Origin of the sequence: Eggerthella hominis, assembly GCF_014287365.1 — a bacterium.
In the GTDB taxonomy this organism is placed as follows: domain Bacteria; phylum Actinomycetota; class Coriobacteriia; order Coriobacteriales; family Eggerthellaceae; genus Eggerthella; species Eggerthella guodeyinii.
This window is the reverse complement of record NZ_JACOOA010000001.1, coordinates 71,799-88,813: the sequence shown is the minus strand read 5'-3', so window position 1 is coordinate 88,813 and position 17,015 is coordinate 71,799. Positions and strand designations below refer to the sequence as shown.

16 protein-coding genes are annotated in these 17,015 nt (G+C 70.2%); 3 read left to right on the top strand and 13 right to left on the bottom strand.

What is annotated here, in order from left to right; translation table 11 throughout:
• Window positions 1–41 precede the first annotated feature (41 nt).
• A complete protein-coding gene (locus tag H8S61_RS00415; protein ID WP_186937542.1) occupies window positions 42–2,057 on the top strand; it encodes an NAD(P)H-hydrate epimerase in 2,016 nt (671 codons plus the stop codon).
• Between the two features lie 361 nt (window positions 2,058–2,418).
• The gene (locus H8S61_RS00410) at window positions 2,419–3,201 is read left to right on the top strand and encodes a class I SAM-dependent methyltransferase (RefSeq protein ID WP_186937540.1); all 783 of its coding nucleotides are present in this window, start codon (window positions 2,419–2,421) and stop codon (window positions 3,199–3,201) included.
• Between the two features lie 9 nt (window positions 3,202–3,210).
• Here the strand turns inward: H8S61_RS00410 and H8S61_RS00405 are convergent, their stop codons facing one another.
• The 13 genes from H8S61_RS00405 to H8S61_RS00345 all read right to left on the bottom strand — a co-directional run bounded on the left by H8S61_RS00405 (window position 3,211) and on the right by H8S61_RS00345 (window position 15,861).
• The gene (locus H8S61_RS00405) at window positions 3,211–4,212 is read right to left on the bottom strand and encodes an NAD(P)H-dependent glycerol-3-phosphate dehydrogenase (protein ID WP_186937538.1); all 1,002 of its coding nucleotides are present in this window, start codon (window positions 4,210–4,212) and stop codon (window positions 3,211–3,213) included.
• 6 nt (window positions 4,213–4,218) lie between these two features.
• Window positions 4,219–4,878, bottom strand: coding sequence for a glycerol-3-phosphate 1-O-acyltransferase PlsY (gene plsY / locus H8S61_RS00400; RefSeq protein WP_186937537.1), 660 nt, complete (start codon window positions 4,876–4,878; stop codon window positions 4,219–4,221).
• A gap of 6 nt (window positions 4,879–4,884) precedes the next feature.
• The gene (gene der, locus H8S61_RS00395; RefSeq protein ID WP_186937535.1) at window positions 4,885–6,201 is read right to left on the bottom strand and encodes a ribosome biogenesis GTPase Der; all 1,317 of its coding nucleotides are present in this window, start codon (window positions 6,199–6,201) and stop codon (window positions 4,885–4,887) included.
• 33 nt (window positions 6,202–6,234) lie between these two features.
• Complete coding sequence (locus tag H8S61_RS00390) at window positions 6,235–7,695, bottom strand: DUF512 domain-containing protein (protein WP_186937533.1); 1,461 nt, start codon at window positions 7,693–7,695, stop codon at window positions 6,235–6,237.
• Window positions 7,692–8,528 carry a 4-hydroxy-3-methylbut-2-enyl diphosphate reductase gene (gene ispH, locus H8S61_RS00385; RefSeq protein ID WP_186937531.1) on the bottom strand — a complete coding sequence of 279 codons (837 nt, stop codon included), beginning with the start codon at window positions 8,526–8,528 and terminating at the stop codon, window positions 7,692–7,694. The genes H8S61_RS00390 and ispH overlap by 4 nt, the downstream gene beginning before the upstream one ends.
• A complete protein-coding gene (locus H8S61_RS00380) occupies window positions 8,525–9,439 on the bottom strand; it encodes a lysophospholipid acyltransferase family protein (protein WP_186937530.1) in 915 nt (304 codons plus the stop codon). The genes ispH and H8S61_RS00380 overlap by 4 nt, the downstream gene beginning before the upstream one ends.
• Complete coding sequence (gene cmk, locus H8S61_RS00375; protein WP_160941792.1) at window positions 9,436–10,113, bottom strand: (d)CMP kinase; 678 nt, start codon at window positions 10,111–10,113, stop codon at window positions 9,436–9,438. Before cmk ends, H8S61_RS00380 begins: the two co-directional genes overlap by 4 nt.
• Complete coding sequence (gene aroA, locus H8S61_RS00370) at window positions 10,110–11,438, bottom strand: 3-phosphoshikimate 1-carboxyvinyltransferase (RefSeq protein WP_186937528.1); 1,329 nt, start codon at window positions 11,436–11,438, stop codon at window positions 10,110–10,112. Before aroA ends, cmk begins: the two co-directional genes overlap by 4 nt.
• Window positions 11,428–12,600, bottom strand: coding sequence for a prephenate dehydrogenase/arogenate dehydrogenase family protein (locus tag H8S61_RS00365; protein WP_160941794.1), 1,173 nt, complete (start codon window positions 12,598–12,600; stop codon window positions 11,428–11,430). The genes aroA and H8S61_RS00365 overlap by 11 nt, the downstream gene beginning before the upstream one ends.
• 87 nt (window positions 12,601–12,687) lie before the next feature.
• Entirely contained in the window at window positions 12,688–13,572 is an 885-nt protein-coding gene (locus H8S61_RS00360; RefSeq protein ID WP_160941795.1) for a pseudouridine synthase, read from the bottom strand.
• Window positions 13,565–14,374, bottom strand: coding sequence for an SMC-Scp complex subunit ScpB (scpB, locus tag H8S61_RS00355; RefSeq protein ID WP_154334038.1), 810 nt, complete (start codon window positions 14,372–14,374; stop codon window positions 13,565–13,567). The genes H8S61_RS00360 and scpB overlap by 8 nt, the downstream gene beginning before the upstream one ends.
• Window positions 14,375–14,378: 4 nt before the next feature.
• Window positions 14,379–15,170 carry a segregation and condensation protein A gene (locus H8S61_RS00350; protein WP_186937527.1) on the bottom strand — a complete coding sequence of 264 codons (792 nt, stop codon included), beginning with the start codon at window positions 15,168–15,170 and terminating at the stop codon, window positions 14,379–14,381.
• A gap of 13 nt (window positions 15,171–15,183) precedes the next feature.
• Window positions 15,184–15,861: a site-2 protease family protein gene (locus tag H8S61_RS00345; RefSeq protein ID WP_160941798.1), complete on the bottom strand. Its 678-nt coding sequence runs from the start codon at window positions 15,859–15,861 to the stop codon at window positions 15,184–15,186.
• Window positions 15,862–16,185: 324 nt separating this feature from the next.
• Between H8S61_RS00345 and H8S61_RS00340 the strand changes: the two genes are divergently transcribed.
• Complete coding sequence (locus tag H8S61_RS00340; protein ID WP_186937525.1) at window positions 16,186–16,971, top strand: glucose 1-dehydrogenase; 786 nt, start codon at window positions 16,186–16,188, stop codon at window positions 16,969–16,971.
• The last annotated feature ends 44 nt before the right edge of the window (window positions 16,972–17,015 follow it).

Below are 17,015 nucleotides of genomic sequence, written 5' to 3'. Positions count from 1 at the left end.
TCGCCCGCAACCGTCCCGAACCCCGAAAGGCACCCTCCCGCATGAACGTCTACGTTTCCAACATCTTCACGGCCGCGCTCTCGTTCCCCCTGATCGCCTTCCTCATCACGCTGCCCTACATGGTCTACCAGTACCGCAAGTTCGGGTCCATCCCCTGGCTGCGCACGCTCGTGGTGTACTCGTTCGTGTTCTACCTTCTGTGCGCCTACTTCCTCGTGCTGCTGCCGCTGCCCGAGGACCGCTCGGCCATCGTGCCCTACGCGCAGACGCCCCAGCTCGTGCCGTTCAACTTCGTGCACGAGTTCCTGGCCGAGACCTCGTTCTCGATCGGCGACCCCTCCACCTGGCTGGCCACGCTGCGCGACCCGTACATCTACGAGGCGTTCTTCAACGTGCTGCTGCTCGTGCCGCTGGGCATGTACCTGCGCTACTACTTCCGCCGCACGTGGTGGCAGACGCTCATCATCGGCTTCCTGGTGACGCTGTCGTTCGAGACGACGCAGCTCACGGGCTTGTGGGGCCTCTACGAACACCCGTACCGCCTCTTCGACGTGGACGACCTCATCATGAACACGCTGGGCGCCATGACGGGCTTCTGGATGGTGGGCCCGGCGATGCGCGTGCTGCCCGACATCCGCCTCGTGAACGAGGAGGCGCGCGAGGCGGGCATGCGCGCCAGCGTGACGAAGCGCGCCCTGTCCTTCCTCATCGACGCCCTCATCGTGTTCGCCGTCTCGCTCGTGCTCCTGTTCGGCGTGGCGGGATCGGGCGTGGCCGACCGGCTGATCGCGCAGGAGGGCGTCTGGAACGCCGCCGCGTACGGGCTCGACCTGCTCGTCCTCGGGACGTTCTTCGTCATCGTGCCCGTCCTGACGCGCGGGCAGACGCTCGGGCAGAAGCTGCTGCGGCTGCGCATCGTGCGCTCGGACGCGTCGCGCGCGCACTGGTACCAGTACCTCGCGCGCTACGGCCTGCTGTACCTCATGATCTGGGCGCCGTTCGCCGTCCTGAACGGGGTGGCGGAGCTCGATCCCGCGACGACGAGCGAGATGGGCTCGCTCGTCGGGTTCGCGGCGCAGCACCAGGCGGCCCTCATGCTGGCTTGGGTCGTGCTCATGGTCGCCTGGGGCGTCTCGCTCGCGGCGCGCGCCGTGCGCTCGTGGCGCCTGAAACAGCCCTTCGTCATGCTGAACGGCGTGCTGTCGAACACGCGCGTCATGACCCAGGCCGGCGTGGAGCTGGCCCGCGAACGGCGAGCCGTGCTCGACGTGGACGAGGTGGCCGCGCTCGAGCGCGCCATCGCCGAGGACGGCACGCCGCTCATCGAGCTCATGGACCGCGCGGGGCGCGCCGTGGCCGAGGAGGTGCGCGCCTGGGTGCCCGACCCCGCGCCCGTCGTGGTGCTGGCGGGCTCCGGCAACAACGGCGGCGACGGCTGGGTGGTGGCGCGCACGCTGGCCGAAGCCGGCTACCCCGTGACCCTCGTGGCCTCCGACCTGGCCGAGCGCCTGCACGCCGAGCCTGCGCGCACCACGGCCCTCGACGCGTTCGCGCAGGCGGCCGAGGACGGCCTGCCGCTCTCGGTGCTCATCGCGCCCGACGCCGACGTGCTGGCCGACGCTATCGACCGGGCCGAGGCCGTGGTGGACGCGCTGCTGGGCACCGGCTTCTCCGGCGACGAGGTGCGCGAGCCGTACGCGAGCTGGATTCGCGCCGCCAACCGCCGTCGCTTCGAGGGATCGCGCGGCAAGGGGCGCGGGCGGCATCGCAAGCGCACGCACGAGCGCGGCGACCACGTGCGGGCGCGGCGCTCGCTGCCGGCGAAGGTCAAGGACGCGCCCTTCGCCGTGGCCGTCGACGTGCCGAGCGGCCTTGCGGCCCAGACCGGCGCCGTGGCGCGTCCCGCGTTCGCGGCCGACATGACGGTGACGATGCTCGCCTTCAAGCCGGGCCTCGTCGCGTCCGCCACCGCGCCCTGGACCGGCATCGTGAAGCTGGCGAAGCTGGACGTGGACGTGGCGAGGTACCGGGAAGCCGACGCCCTGCTCGACCGGTAGGCAGCCGGGCGTCGCGTTGCCGCGTTGCCGCCGCAGGGTATGCGGGCAATAAAAAGCCTCCCTTGGGTTGGGGGGACCCAAGGGAGGCTATGCAGTACGCACAGAGGAGAAGGGGAAGGTGCGTATGCTGACGGCCCGTCGGAGGTTTGAGAGAGTGAGAGAGAGGGGGGGGGTTCACACGAGAGACGAGACGACGGGCGCTCGGATAGGTTGTCAATTGCCGTGTTGTGCTGGCAAGGACTAGAGTACCCGCACTCCCGCGATGCCACAATACGTTCGCGCGTTCGGTAAAACCCCGGTCAACGCCTTGTTGCCCGTGCGAAAGAATACGACGGTTTTCCTCAGGAAGAAGGGCGGGACCATGGATTGGGATGCGGAGCTCTACGACCGGCAGCACGGCTTCGTCGGCGCCTACGGCAACGACCTCGTGGACCTCGTGCGCGCCATCGCGCGCGAACGCGAGGACGGCGGCGGGCGGGCGCTGCGCATCCTCGACGTCGGCTGCGGCACGGGCGCCCACCTCGACGCCCTCGGAGAGATCGGCGACGCGGTGGGCGTCGACGCCTCCCCCGCCATGGTCGCCCGCGCGCGCGACGCGCACCCGCGCGCCGACGTGCGCGTCGCCGACGCGTGCGCGCTGCCGTTCGAGGGCGCGTTCGACGTGGCGTTCTCGAACGCGGTGTTCCACTGGATACCCGACCAGGACGCGCTGCTGGCCAGCGTGGCCCGCGCGCTCGCCGACGGAGGCGTGCTCGTGGCCGAGATGGGCGGCGCGGGGAACAACGCCTGCATGCGCGCGGGCATCGCCGCCGCGCTCGAGAAGCGCGGGCGCGCCTTCGCGGAGCCGTTCTGCTTCCCGCGCGACGAGGAGCAGGGAGAGCGGCTCGCCGCGGCGGGGTTCGACGTCGTGTCGCTGCGCTCGTTCGACCGCCCCACCCCGCTCGCGGGCGGAGCGGCGGGGCTGCGCCTGTTCGCCGAGCAGTTCTACGCGGGCAGCCTCGAGGGCCTCGACGCCGTCGAGCGCGCCGCCGTCCTCGACGAGTACGAAGCGGCCTGCCGCGACGAGCTCTGGGACGCCGCGGAGCGCCGCTGGACGGCCGACTACCGGCGCCTGCGCTTCGTCGCCCGCAAGCGCCCGGCGTGACGCGCGCCCCTACAGCCCGTAGAACTCGGTGGTGAGGGGGCGGCTCGTGAGGGTCTGCGCCACGTCGTGCGGGTCGGCGCCCTCCCAGGCGATGCTGCGCACGACGTCGGTGATGGGAAGCTCCACGTCGTAGTGGCCGGCCAGCGTCTCGAGCGTCCTGCACGCCAGCGCCCCCTCGGCCACCATGTGCGTCTGCGCGGTGAACTCGTCGAGCGTGCCGCCCTCGGCCAGCAGCTTGCCGAAGCGGCGGTTGCGCGAATGCTCCGAGGTGCACGTGGCCACGAGGTCGCCCGTACCGGCCAGCCCCATGCACGTGATGGCCTGCCCGCCGCAGCGCACGACGAGGCGGCTCATCTCGGCCAGGCCGCGCGTCATGAGCATGGCGGCCGTGTTGTCGCCGTAGCCGAGGCCGTAGGACACGCCCACGGCGATGGCGATCACGTTCTTGAACGCCGCGCACAGCTCCACGCCGCACACGTCGTCGCTCACGTAGGTGCGGAACGTCTCGGAGGCGAACAGCTCCTGGAAGAACGTCGCCGTGCCCTCGTCCGAGCTGGCGATGACGGTGCCCGACGGGATGCCCCGGATGACCTCCGCGGCGAAGTTCGGGCCCGACAGCACGGCCAGGCGGCTCGCGTTGCCCATCTCGGCCTCGAACACCTCCACAGGCAAGAGGCCGCTGCCCTCCTCGACGCCCTTCGAGCAGATGATCACCGGGAAGTCGGCGTCCACCGCGTCGGCGAGCGTGCAGGCCACGTCGCGCATGAGGTTCGACGGCGTCACGATGACGGCGGCCGCCGCCCCCGCCAGCGCGTCCTCGTACGAGGTCGAGGCCACGATGTTCTCGGACAGGGCGACGTCGCTCAGGTAGCGCGGGTTCGCGTGGCTCTCGTTGATGGAGCGCACCACCTCGGGCTTGCGGGCCCACAGCCCCACCTCGTGGCCGTTGCCCGCCAGCAGCTGCGCGAGCGCCGTCCCCCACGACCCCGCCCCGATAACGGCTATCTTCATGGTCGCCTACGCTTTCTTCTTGTCGCCGATCTTGCTTTCGGTGCCGGCGACCAGGCGCTTGATGTTCTCGCGGTGCGCCCAGACCACCGTCAGGCCCGCCACGGTGCAGAACAGCCAGGCCAGCCAATCGCCCCAGAAGAAGTACAGCGCGAAGAACGGGCACGCGGCCGCTGCCGCGATGGAGCCGATGGACACGCGCTTCGTCGCCACGACGAGCACGATGAAGATGAGCAGCTCGAGGCAGGCGCCGACCCAGCCGAACGTCACGAACAGGCAGCCCACCGCCACCGCGATGCCCTTGCCGCCCTTGAAGCCCAGCCACGGGCAGAAGATGTGGCCCCAGACGCAACCGAGGAACGCCACGGCCAGCATGGTGTCGTACGTGACGAGCGCCCCGGGCTCGAACCCGCCGCCCGGCAGGAACCACGTGCTGAACGCCCAGGCCAGCACGCCCGACAGCAGGCCCTTGCCGAAGTCGAGCACGAACACGGAGTAGCCGCCCACCTTGCCCATCGTGCGGATGGCGTTCGTGGTGCCGATGTTGCCGCTGCCGTGCTCGCGCAGGTCGGTATGGTAGAACACCTTCGAGATGATCAGCCCGAAGGGGATGGACCCCAACAGGAACGCGGCCGCGAACAGCCCGGCCGCAACCAGCAAATCCCCCATGATTCCTTAATCCTTCTTCTTGAACTTGATTCTGACCGGCGTGCCCACGAGGTCGAAGCCCTCGCGCAGGCGGTTCTCGAGGTAGCGCTCGAAGTTGTCGTCCACGAGGTCGGGGCGGTTCGCGAAGAACGTGAACTGCGGCGGGCACGTGGCCGTCTGCGTCACGTACTTCATGCGCAGCACCGCCTTGCCCTTGCTCACCGTGTGGCCGAACTCGCGGATGCCCGCGAGCCACGTGTTCAGGCGGTTCGTGGGGATGGTCTGGCTGTAGTTCTCGTAGGCCGTGTTGACGGCGTCCCAGATGCGGTCGACCTTCTTGCCGGTGAGCGCCGAGATGGCGATGACCGGCGCGTAGCCCACGAACGTGAGGCGGTCGGCGATGCGCTCGCGGATCTCCGCCTTCGCCTCGGGGCCTTCGATGAGGTCCCATTTGTTCAGCACGATGACCATGGCGCAGCCGCGCTCGGCCGCGAAGCCGGCGACGCGCTGGTCCTGGTCGGTGAGGCCCAGCGTGGAGTCGATGACGAGCAGCGCCACGTTGGCGCGGTCGATGGCGCGCATGGCGCGCACGAAGCCGTAGTACTCCACGTCCGCGTCGATCTGGCTCTTGCGGCGCAGGCCCGCGGTGTCCACGATGGTGTAGCGCTGGCCGTCGTGGACGATGTGCGTGTCGATGGCGTCGCGCGTCGTGCCCGCCACGTCGGAGACGATGGAGCGGTCGTTCGCGGTGAGCTTGTTCGTGAGTGACGACTTGCCCGCGTTCGGGCGGCCGATGATGGCCACGTTGATGCCGTCGTCCTCGTCGGCGTCGGCGGGCCGCTCCACCTTCTCGAGCTCCTCCACCACCGCGTCGAGCAGGTCGCCCGTGCCGTGGCCGTGCATGGCCGAGACCGGCCACGGGTCGCCGAGGCCCAGCTGGTAGAACTCCCAGATCTCGTCTTCCCGGTTCGGCGTGTCCAGCTTGTTCACCACGAGGAAGACGGGCTTGGACGTCTTGCGCAGGATGCGCGCCACGGCCTCGTCGTCGGCGTTGACGCCGGTCTTGCCGTCCACGATGAACAGGATGACGTCGGCCTCGTTCGCGCCGGCCAGCGCCTGGTTGCGGATGGAGCCTTGGAAGGCGTCGTCGTCCCCCATCTCGATGCCGCCGGTGTCGATGAGCTTGAAATCGACGCCGTTCCAGTCGGCTTCATGGTAGGAGCGATCGCGCGTGACGCCGCGCATCTCGTGGACGATGGCCTCGTCGGCCTGGGCTATGCGGTTGACGAAGGTGGACTTGCCGACGTTCGGCCGTCCGACCACCGCGACGATGGGTAAAGGCATGCGGTACCTCACAGATTGCTTCGGTTGGTGCGGTCAGGGGGTCGGAGCGTTTCGTCCGACCAGGTCGATGATCTCGAGGAGATAATCCGACGCGTTACAGGATACCACGGCCAGCGGCGCGCCCGCCCGCTTTTCCATATCCTCCAAACTCATGTCATCGAGCGTTACCGCGTTGTCGTTGAACACGACGCGCGGGATGAGGGCCAGCCGCAGGCCGCGCTCGCGCTCGGCGCGCACGGCGTCGGTCATGTCGCAGCCGCACAAAAGCCCCGTCACGTCCACGTTGCCGCCGAAGAAGTCGTTCTTCACGAACAGCGGCACGAGCCGTCCCGCCAGCGGGCTGGCCGCGACGAGCGGGCCGAGGAAGTGGCGCGTGGCGCAGCCGGCCACGTAGTGGACGCGCGCGTCGGCGGCGCGCAGGGCCTCGGCGCAGCGCTCCACGATGCCCGCGCGCTCGGCCTGCTCCCAGTCGTCGACGAACGAGCGGATGATGCCCACGCCGTCCTCGAACATGCCGAAGTCGCCGTAGTGCGCCGACGGCGGCAGGTTCTCGAGCAGCGCGGGCCCGTAGGCGTTGTGGTAGAACTCGTCGGCCGGGAACGCCCACATGCTCCCGCGCTCCGCCAGCGCGCGCCGCTGGAATGGGATGACGAGGTCCATGACGGCGCGCGAGGACGCCGGGTCGTTGAAGCTGCGGTCGAACACGCTCTGGTGCTTCGTGAAGCCGAGCGGCACGATGCAGACGTCTTTGATGCCGGGACGCGCGTACGCCCAGGCCAGCGTGTCCTCGAGCACGGCGCCGTCGTTCTGGTCGGGCACGAGCACGATCTGCGCGTGGAACTCGATGCCGGCCGCCAGCAGCCGTTCCAGCACCTCGATGCCGTGCTGCGCGTGCCGGCCGATCATGCGGCGGCGCACCTGCGCGTCGGCCACGTGCAGCGACAGGCGCAAGGGCGAGATGCGCTGCTCGACGATGCGCCGCTCGTCTTCGGGCTTCAGGTTGGTGAAGGTGACGAACGTGCCCGCGAGGAAGCTCAGGCGGTAGTCGTCGTCGCGCAGCGTGAGCGACGAGCGCATGTCGTCGGGCAGCTGGCGCATGAAGCAGAACGTGCAGGCGTTGCGGCACTGCCTCACGCCGTCGAACACGACGCCCTCGAAGTCGAAGCCCCAGTCCTCGCCCTCCCCGCGCTCGAGCTCCACGATGCCCTCGTCGCCGTCGAGGTCGATGTAGCCCAGCTCTACGACGTCGTCGGCCGCCAGCCAGCGCCAGTCGATGAGGTCGCGCACCGGGCTCCCGTCCACCGTGGTCACGTAGCAGCCGGGCTCGAAGCCCGCATCGTCGGCCGGGCTGTCGGGCGCGACGGCGCGCACGAGCGCCCGCGGCGCCTCGCCGCGCGCGGCGCATCCCCCGCACTGCTTCGCCGCCGCCTCGCGATCGACGTCGGCCGGCGGGTACACCGGCGGCGTCGGGCGCGCGGCGGCGTCCGCGCTCATAGGGCCTCCAGGCGCTCCACTATGGCGGCGATCTGGTCCTCGGGGGTGGAGGCGCCGGCGGTGACGCCCACGCTCTCGCAGCCGGCGAACCAGGCGGGATCGAGCTCGCCGGGCGCTTCGACGTGGTGCGTGCGCGGGCAGACAGCGGCGCAGATGTCGGCGAGGCGCGTCGTGTTCGACGAGTTGCGGCCGCCGATGACCACGATGGCGTCCACCTCGCCGGCGAGCGCCGCGGCCGATTCCTGGCGCTGGCGCGTGGCGAAGCAGATGGTGTTCTTCACCTGCGCCTCGATGCCGCGCGCGGTGAGGGCGGCCACCACGGCGTCGAGCGCCTCGCGGGTCTGCGTCGTCTGCACGACGATGCCCACCGGGGCCTCGAGCGCGGCGGGAAGGTCCTCGGGCTCGGCGACGACCACGACCCGGCCCCCCGCCTCGCGGGCGTGGGCCACGAGGCCCTCCACCTCGGGATGCCCGGCCTCCCCCACCACCACGACGAGGCCGCAGCGGCGCGCGAGCTCGGCGGCGGCCTTCTGCGCGCGGGCCACGTGCGGGCAGGTGGCGTCGATGAGCGGCAGCTCGCGCTCCTCCACCGCGCGGCGCACCGCCGGCGTCACGCCGTGGCTGCGGATGATGACCGAGCCGCGCTCCACGTTCTCGGGGCCGCCGACAGCGCGGATGCCGCGCGCGGCGAGATCGGCCACCACCTGCGGGTTGTGGATGAGCGGGCCGAGCGTGGACGCGCCCTCGCCGCTCGCGCTCGCCTCGACGGCCAGGTCGAGCGCGCGCTGCACGCCGTAGCAGGCGCCGGCGTAGCGCGCCTTCACCACCCTCATGCGCGCACCTCGTCCGCAGGCTTCGCCTCGTGCTCGGCGGAGGGCTCCGCCTCCTTCGCCGCTTTCGCGGCCTTCGCGGCCGCCTTGGCCTCGATGTCGGCCACCACCTCGGCCGTCGTGTGGCGCGGCACGGGATGCTCGGCGAACACGGCCGTGAAGTCCTTGCCGCCGGGGAACAGCGCGACCATGTCGACCTCGTCGCGCGGCACGTTCAGCGACAGCGCGAAGCACTCGCGCATGGCGTACCACGTGCAACCGTCGAGGCGGTCCTCCTTCGGCAGGAAGTCGAAGTCCCCCACGAGGACGGGGTCGCCGTACTCGATGGTGATCTTCGGGAAGCGGAAGCGCTCGCCCTTGCGCTTCACGTTCTCGGCGTTGCGCACGGTCATCGGCAGGATGGGCGCGTGCCCCATCTTCGCGACGAACGCGGCGCCCGAGTGGATCTCGGGCGTCTTCGTCCCCTTGCCGCGGCGCGTGCCCTCGGGCAGGATGCCCACGATCTCGTCGTTCTTCAGCATGCGCGCGGCGCGCTTGATGGACGTGCGGTCGGCCGCGTCGCGCTTGACGGGGAACGCCCCCACGCGCGAGAGGATCTGGCCCACGAGGCCGTGGGCGTTGTCGAACAGGCTCTCGCGGCCCATGAAGCGCAGCCACTGCTTCGGACGCGTGACGATGTACATGAACGCCACGTCCAGAAACGACGTGTGGTTCGCCACGACCACGACGCCGCTCTTGTGCCAGAACCCGCGGATGCTCTCGCGGTTGTCGACGCGATAGCGGAAGCAGATCTTGAAGACGAAGGCCAAGAAGCCCCAGATGAGGTTTCCGGCCCAGTGCGGCACCTGCTTCTCGTCGGACGTGCCGCCCAGCGGCATGTCCCACATCTTCTCGTAGGGAAGCAGCAGGCTCATCGTGCGCCTTTCTCGCGGGCGAGCGCGCAGATGTCCTCGATGACCTCTTCGATGTAGCGGCCGGTGGAGTCGAGGCGCACGGCGTCGTCGGCTGGGCGCAGCGGCGAGGTGGCGCGCGACGAGTCCTGGTCGTCGCGGCGGCGGATGTCGGTGAGCACCTCGTCGTAGTCGACGGAGCCCACGCCGCGATCGACGTTCTGGCGCACGCGGCGATGCGCGCGCTCCTCGGCCGACGCGGTGAGGAACACCTTCACCGGCGCCTCGGGGAACACGGTGGTGCCGATGTCGCGGCCCTCCACCACGTAGTCGCCTGCGCGCCCGATGCGCTGCTGCTGCTCCACGAGCGCGGCGCGCACGGAGGGAGCGGCCGACACGGGGCTCACGGCGCGGTCGATCTCGGCCGTGCGGATGGCGTCGGTCACGTCGGATCCGCCGATGGACACGCGGCGCGGGACGGGGTCGCCCGCCTCGTGGGCGAAGGCGATCTCGTGGGAGCGCGCCAGGCGGCCGAGCGCCTCGTCGTCGTCGAAGGGGACGCCGTCCTGCAGCGCCTGCCAAGCGATGGCGCGGTACATCGCGCCGGTATCGAGGCAGGAGAAGTCCAGTTCGCGGGCGACGGCCTTCGCAACCGTCGACTTGCCGGCCCCGCTGGGGCCGTCGATGGCAATGATCATCGTGCCAACCTTTCGATATCGGAGAGGAACTGCGGGTAGCTGATTTTCACGGAGTCGAAGTTGTCCACTTCGACGGACGCGTTGCCGCACAGGCCGGCGAGCGCCCACGTCATGGCGAGGCGGTGGTCGTTCTTCGAGTCGAACGCGGCGCCGGCGGGCACCTGCAGGCCCGGCTGGCCTTCCACGAACAGGTCGTTGCCGTCGATCCACGCGTCCACGCCGAGGGTCTCAAGCCCTTCCACGATGGCTGCCAAGCGGTCGGTTTCCTTGACGCGCAGCTCGCTGACCTCGCGGAACACGGTCACGCCGCGCGCATGGGCCGCCACGAGCGCCAGCACGGGAACCTCGTCGACGAGGGTGGCGATCTTGTCGGCCGGCACCTCGCAGCCGTGGAGCGCGGGCGTATAGCACGCCGAGACGATGCCGTAGGGCTCCTTGCCCGCCGCGCCCGTGTGGCGCACGCTGATGTCGGCACCCATGCGCTCGAGCGTGCGCGTGAACCCGATGCGCGCGGTGTTCAGGCTGACGTTCTCCACCTGGATGGAGCTGCCGGGCTTGAGCACGGCCGCGCACACGAGGAAGGCCGCCGAGGACGGATCGCCCGGCACCTGCACCTCGCAGGCCTCGAGCTTCGCGGGGCCCGTCACGCTGGCCGTGCGGTCGGCGGCCGTGGTGGTCACGCCGAACTCGGGCAGCATGAGCTCCGTGTGGTTGCGCGAGGGGGAGGGCTCGTTCAGGGTGGTGGTGCCGTGGGCGTACACGCCCGCCAGCAGCACCGCGGTTTTGAGCTGGGCCGACGCCATCGGGGCGTCGTAGGTGATGGCGCGCAGGCCCGTGGAGCCGCACACGGCGAGCGGCAGCGTCTCGCGCCCCTCGGGCTCGAAGCGCGCGCCCATCTTCATGAGCGGCGCGGTGATGCGGCGCATGGGGCGGCGCTGCAGCGACTCGTCCCCCGTGAGCTCCACCCGCACGTTCCACGGAGCCAGCACGCCCATGAGCAGGCGCACCGTGGTGCCGGAGTTGCCGCAGTCGATCGGGCCGTCGGGCTGCGAGGGGCCGGCCGCCCCCCACCCCGTGATGCCGCCGGCGAGGCTGCCGTCGGGCTGCTTCTCGAGCGACACCTGCGCGCCCAGCTGGCTGACGGCCTTGATGGACGAGCGCACGTCCTCGGAATCGAGCACGCCCGCGATGCGCGAGGTGCCCTCGGCCATGGCCGCGAACAGCACGGCGCGGTGCGAGATGGACTTGTCGCCCGGAACCGACGCCGACCCGCGCAGGGGCGCCGGCAGGGGGTTGACGACGGTGGCGTTTGCTTCATGCGACATGGGTGTGCTCCTTTGCCGTCAGGGGGCTGAACGATACTGAGAATCCCGCGTTGATGAGCTGGGCCGACAGCTGGCCGATGTCGCCCTCGTCCGTCAGGACGAGGCTGAGCACGGCGCTGTCCTCGGTGACGTGGTCGATCTCGATGGACTGGATGTTGCAGCCCACCGAGCTGGTGACGGTGGTCACCTCGGCCACCACGCCCGGCCGATCCTCCATGGGGATGCGCACTTCCAGCAGGCGCTCCGTCGAGGGGACCCAGGCGGCCGGCAGCGCGCGGCGCGCGGCGGCCGCCTCGGACAGCAACGCGGTGAGCGCCGCCCGGTCGCCCGCGGCCAGCGCGTCGGCGAACGAGCCGATGATGTCGCGGATCTCGTCCAGCCCGTCGGCCAGCGCGTCCTTGTTGTCGAAGGCGATGCCGCACCACAGCTCGGGCGAGCCGGCCGCGATGCGCGTGGAGTCTTTGAAGCCGCCGGCGGCGAGGCGCATGAGGGCCTGCTGGTCGTCGGCGTGGCGGCTGGCCAGCTGCACGAGCGAGGAGGCCATGATGTGCGGCACGTGGCTGACCACGGCCACCGCCTCGTCGTGGTCCTCGCGCGGCAGCGCGATGACGCGCGCGCCGATGGACGTGACCAGCTCGTGCAGGCGCGGGAAGTGCTCGGCGGGCGTGTCGGCGTCGGGGCAGAGGATCCAGTGGGCGCCCTGGAACAGGTCGGGGCGCGCGCCTTCGAGGCCGTTCTTCTCCGAGCCGGCCATGGGATGCCCGGGCACGAAGTTCTCGGGATGCGGCAGAAGCGAGGCGGCGAGCGCCGTGATGCGCGCCTTCGTCGAGGCGGTGTCGGTGACGATGCCGCGGTAGTCCCACCGGGCGAGGTCCTCGAAGTACTGCGCGACCGCGCCCACGGGCGTGGCGAGCACCACGAGGTCGCAGCCGTCGCCGACGAAGCGCTCGAACGCGGGGTCGTCGGGCAGCGCGGCGGCGGTGGCCCAGCCGCGCTCGAGCGCCTCGGACAGCGTGCGCTCGTCGACGTCGACGGCCAGCACCTGCGTGTCGGGGCAGGCGGCGCGCACGGCGGCGGCGAACGAGGCGCCCACGAGGCCGAAGCCGACGACCGCTATGCGGTGGAACGCCTGATCAGGTTGCGTTTCTTGCTGGTGTGCCATGAAACGGGAGCACCTTTCTTGCGAGGGGGTTCATTCCATCGTCCGCAGACGCCCGCCGCGCGGGCCCCTGCGGATCTCATTCTAGCATTATTCGGCGCGTCCGATAGCGGTATGGAGCGCCGCGACCTCGTCGGCGTCGAGGGCGCGCCACGCGCCGCGCGGCAGGTCCCCCAGCTCGAGCGGGCCGAAGGAGTCGCGATGCAGGGCCAGCACCGGGTGGCCGATGGCGGCCAGCATGCGCTTCACCTGGCGCTTGCGGCCCTCGCGGATGCCCACGCGCACGATGGAGCGCTGCGCCGCGCGGCCTTCGCACACGGCGGCGTACTCCCTCGAGGAGCGCGGCGGCACGGCGGCGGGGATCTCCAGCAGGCGCTCCGCAGCGCGCGCGGCGCCCCCTCCCACCAGGCGCACGTCGGCGGGCTGGGCCGGGCCGTCGTCCAGCTCGATGCCGCGGCGCAGCCGCGCAAGCTCGCGCTCGGTCGGCACGCCCTCGACGCAGGCCAGGTAGCGCTTCGTCACGTGGTGCTTGGGATGGAGCAGGCCGTTGCCCAGCTCGCCGTCGGTGGAGAACAGCAACAGGCCGGTGGTGTCGAAGTCGAGCCGCCCGATGGGGAACAGCCCTGGGTAGCGCTCGGTGGGGACGAGCTCGGCCACGGTGGGGCGCCCCTGCGGGTCGGCCATGGTGGTGACGAAGCCGGCGGGCTTGTGCAGCACGATGGTGACGGGGCCGTCCGCCAGGCGCACGACCGCGCCGTCCACGGCCACCTCGTCCACGAGCGGGTCCACCTTGCTGCCCAGCTCGGTGACCACCTCGCCGTTCACCGTCACGCGCCCCGCCGTCATGAGGTTCTCCGAACCCCGCCGGCTGGCCGCCCCCGCTCGCGCGAGGAACTTCTGCAGCCGCATGGGGACGATCGCATCCCCGTGGCACGGCGCGCCGACGGCGCGCGAGAGCCCCTCTTCCCTACTCATCGTCCGTCTCGAAGGTCAGCTTGTCGAAGTCGATTTTCTCCACGAGGCCGAAGCCGCTCGCCATGGCCTCGGCGAGCATCTGCTGGGCCGCGTCGGAGGCGGCTTCCTCGCGCGGGCTTTCGGCGGCGATCACCGACGCCTCGTCGTCCAGCTCGAACTGCACGCCGTCGAGCGCGTCGGCCGGCTCGGCATCGAGCCGCGCGTCCTCGGCGATGTACACCTCGTCGCGCGTGGCGCTCAGGCGCTCGCGGATGAACGAGCGCGTGTCGTCGTCGGGCGCGAACTGGTCGAGGTCGGGCAGGTCGGCCGTCGAGCGCAGGCCGAACTTCTCGAGGAAGGCGCGCGTGGTGGCGTAGAGCGTGGGGTTGCCGGGCGCGTCGGCCACGCCCGCCTCGCGCACGAGGCCCTTCTCCACGAGCGAGTTGATGGAGCTGTCCGAGTTCACGCCGCGCACCGACGCCACGCCCGAGCGCGTCACCGGCTGCAGGTACGCCACGATGGCGAGCGTCTCCATGGCCGCCTGCGACAGCTTGCGCGTGTCCCACGACAGCACGTAGCGCTCGATGAGCTCGTGGTAGGCGGGGTGCGTGTACAGCCGCCAGCCGCCGGCCACCTCGCGCAGCTGGATGCCGCGGTTCTCGCCTTCCAGCTGGCCGCGCAGCTCCACGAGCGCGCGCTCCACGTCTCCCGGCTCCACCTCCAGCATGTCGGCGAGCGCGATGGTGCCCACCGGCTCGTCCGTGACGAACAGCATGGCCTCGATAGCCCCTTTGAGCTGGTTTTCCTGCAAGCCTTGGAACATGGGCCTAATCCTCCCCTACCGAGGTGAGCGCGTCGTCGCCCGTGAGCACGAGCTCGCCCGACCCTTCGATGTAGCGTATGTCGATGTCGCCGAACAGCTCGTCCTGCTCGATCTTCACCATGGCGCGCTTGTACAGCTCGAGCACGGCGAGGAACGTCACCACCACCACCGGCACGGGCGTGCGCTCGTCCACGAGCTCCGAGAAGCTCAGGCGCTTCTTGTTCTGGATGCGCTGGTGGATGGCGCGCACGTGCACTTCCACGGGGATGGGCTTCGCGGCGATGTGCTCCGACTCCAGCAGGAACACGTCGCGCCGCGCGAAGGCGCGCGCGGCCAGCAGCGCCAGGCCGTCGAGCGTGACGTCCTTCAGGTAGTCGGGCATGAGGTTGAGGAAGCACGCGTCGGGGCCGAACGGGCGCGGATGCATGCGGCCCTCCGACACGAAGCGCATGTGCAGCGCGCTGGCGGCGTTCTTGTACTGCTTGTACGCCAGCAGGCGCTCCACGAGGATGTCGCGCGCCTCGCTCGGCGCGAGCTCGTCGAACTCGTCCTCCACCGCGTCGCGCTCGCGCGGCAGCAGGCTCTCGGCCTTGATCTCCAGCAGCGTGGACGCCACCAGCAGGAAGTCGCTGGCCACGTCGAGGTCGAGGTTGTCCATGCGCGACACCTCGGCCAGGTACTGGTCGGCGATCTGCGTGATGGAGATGGCCCCGATGTCCACCTTCTGGCGGCTGACCAGGTACAGCAAGAGGTCGAACGGCCCCTCGAAGCTGTCTATGCGAACCTTGTACGACACGACCGCGCCTCTTCTACCCGCCGAAGGAGAACAGCAGGTCGAACACGTTGCCGGCCGTCGCGTCGAGGTAGATGCCAATGGGGTTGAAGTGCAGCACGTACGGCACGAGGAGCACCACGACGAGGAACACCGGCATCGCGTAGCGCTGCACCTTGTAGTACTGCGGCAGGTACTTCGCCGGCAGGAAGAAGGCGAAGATGGACGAGCCGTCGAGCGGCGGGATGGGCAGCAGGTTGAAGAACATGAGGTACAGGTTGATGAGCGAGAACATGGGCAGGAACAAGGTGAGGAAGTAGTAGAAGATCTCGTTCTGCGCCAGCTGGTTCACCGGCAGCACGAGCATGATCGCCGTGTACACCGCCGCTCCCAGGATGGCCAGCACGAGGTTGGCCGCCGGGCCCGCCAGCCCCACGATGAGGTCGCCCTTGCGCGGGTCCTTGAAGTAGGCGGGGTTGTACGGCACCGGCTTCGCGTAGCCGAACACGGGCATGTTCATGGCCATGAGCAGAAGCGGCATGATCACCGTGCCGAAGGGGTCGATGTGCTTGAGCGGGTTGAACGACAGCCGGCCCGCGCGTTTGGCCGTGGGGTCGCCCAGCTTGTAGGCGGCGAAGCCGTGGCACGCCTCGTGGCACACGATGGCGGGGACGAAGCTCAGGATAGAGCATATAAGGTAGGGTATCGAAATCATAGTGCCGACCAGTTTACCGCAACCGCAGGGGGCGGCATGCGCCGGGAGGGAAACTTCACAAGGAGCGAACGCCGCCCCGGGAGCCCACGGCCGGCGAGGACGCATCTTCGCCCCAGACGCACGCCTCGATCTCCCGGAGCGTGTGCTTGGGGCGAAGATGCTCGGCGGGCGTCGCCGTTGGAGAGCGGTTTCCCGCCGCTCGTGTCGCGCGGCTTCCGCGCTTGGCATGGGACGGGCCTTTCGCCGCCGGACCGCTTCAACGTGCCCCGGCGCGCATGATACGCTTCAAGCACGATTTCCCGATTTCAAGAAGGAGCAGCCGCCATGCCCGAGTCACGTCACAACCCCGTTCTCGCAGGCCAGACCGCCGTCATCACCGGAGGCGCGTCCGGCATCGGCAAGAGCATCGTCCAGCGCTTCCTGGAGGCGGGCGCGAACTGCCTGGCCGCCGACCTCAACGAGGAGGCCCTCGCCGCGCTCAAGCAGGAGCTGGCCGAGTACGGCGAGCGCCTGGACGTCGTCAAGGTCGACGTGTCGGACCGCGGCGCCGTGGAGGGCATGGTGGTCGACCGCGCCGTGCAGACGTTCGGCCAGATGGACATCATCGTGAACAACGCCGGCATCATGGACAACCTGCTGCCCATCGCCGAGATGGACGACGACGTGTGGGAGCGTCTGATGAAGGTGAACCTCAACAGCGTGATGTACGGCACCCGCAAGGCCGTGCGCTACTTCCTCGAGCGCGGCCAGGGCGGCGTCATCATCAACACCGCGTCGCTGTCGGGCCTATGCGCCGGGCGCGGCGGCTGCGCCTACACGGCCTCGAAGTTCGCCGTCGTGGGCCTGACGAAGAACGTGGCGTTCATGTACGCCGACACCGGCATCCGCTGCAACGCCATCTGCCCCGGCAACACGCAGACGAACATCGGCGTCGGGATGCGCCAGCCCAGCGAGCGCGGCATGGCGAAGGCTACGACGGGCTACGCCGGCGCCACCCGCTCCGGCACCCCCGAGGAGATCTCCGCCGCCGCCCTGTTCCTGGCCTCCGACCAGGCCGGCTTCATCAACGGCGAAACCCTCACCATCGACGGCGGCTGGAGCGCGTACTAGATCCCACGGTGTCCCCCGACTTTGCACCCAACAGCGTCCGACCA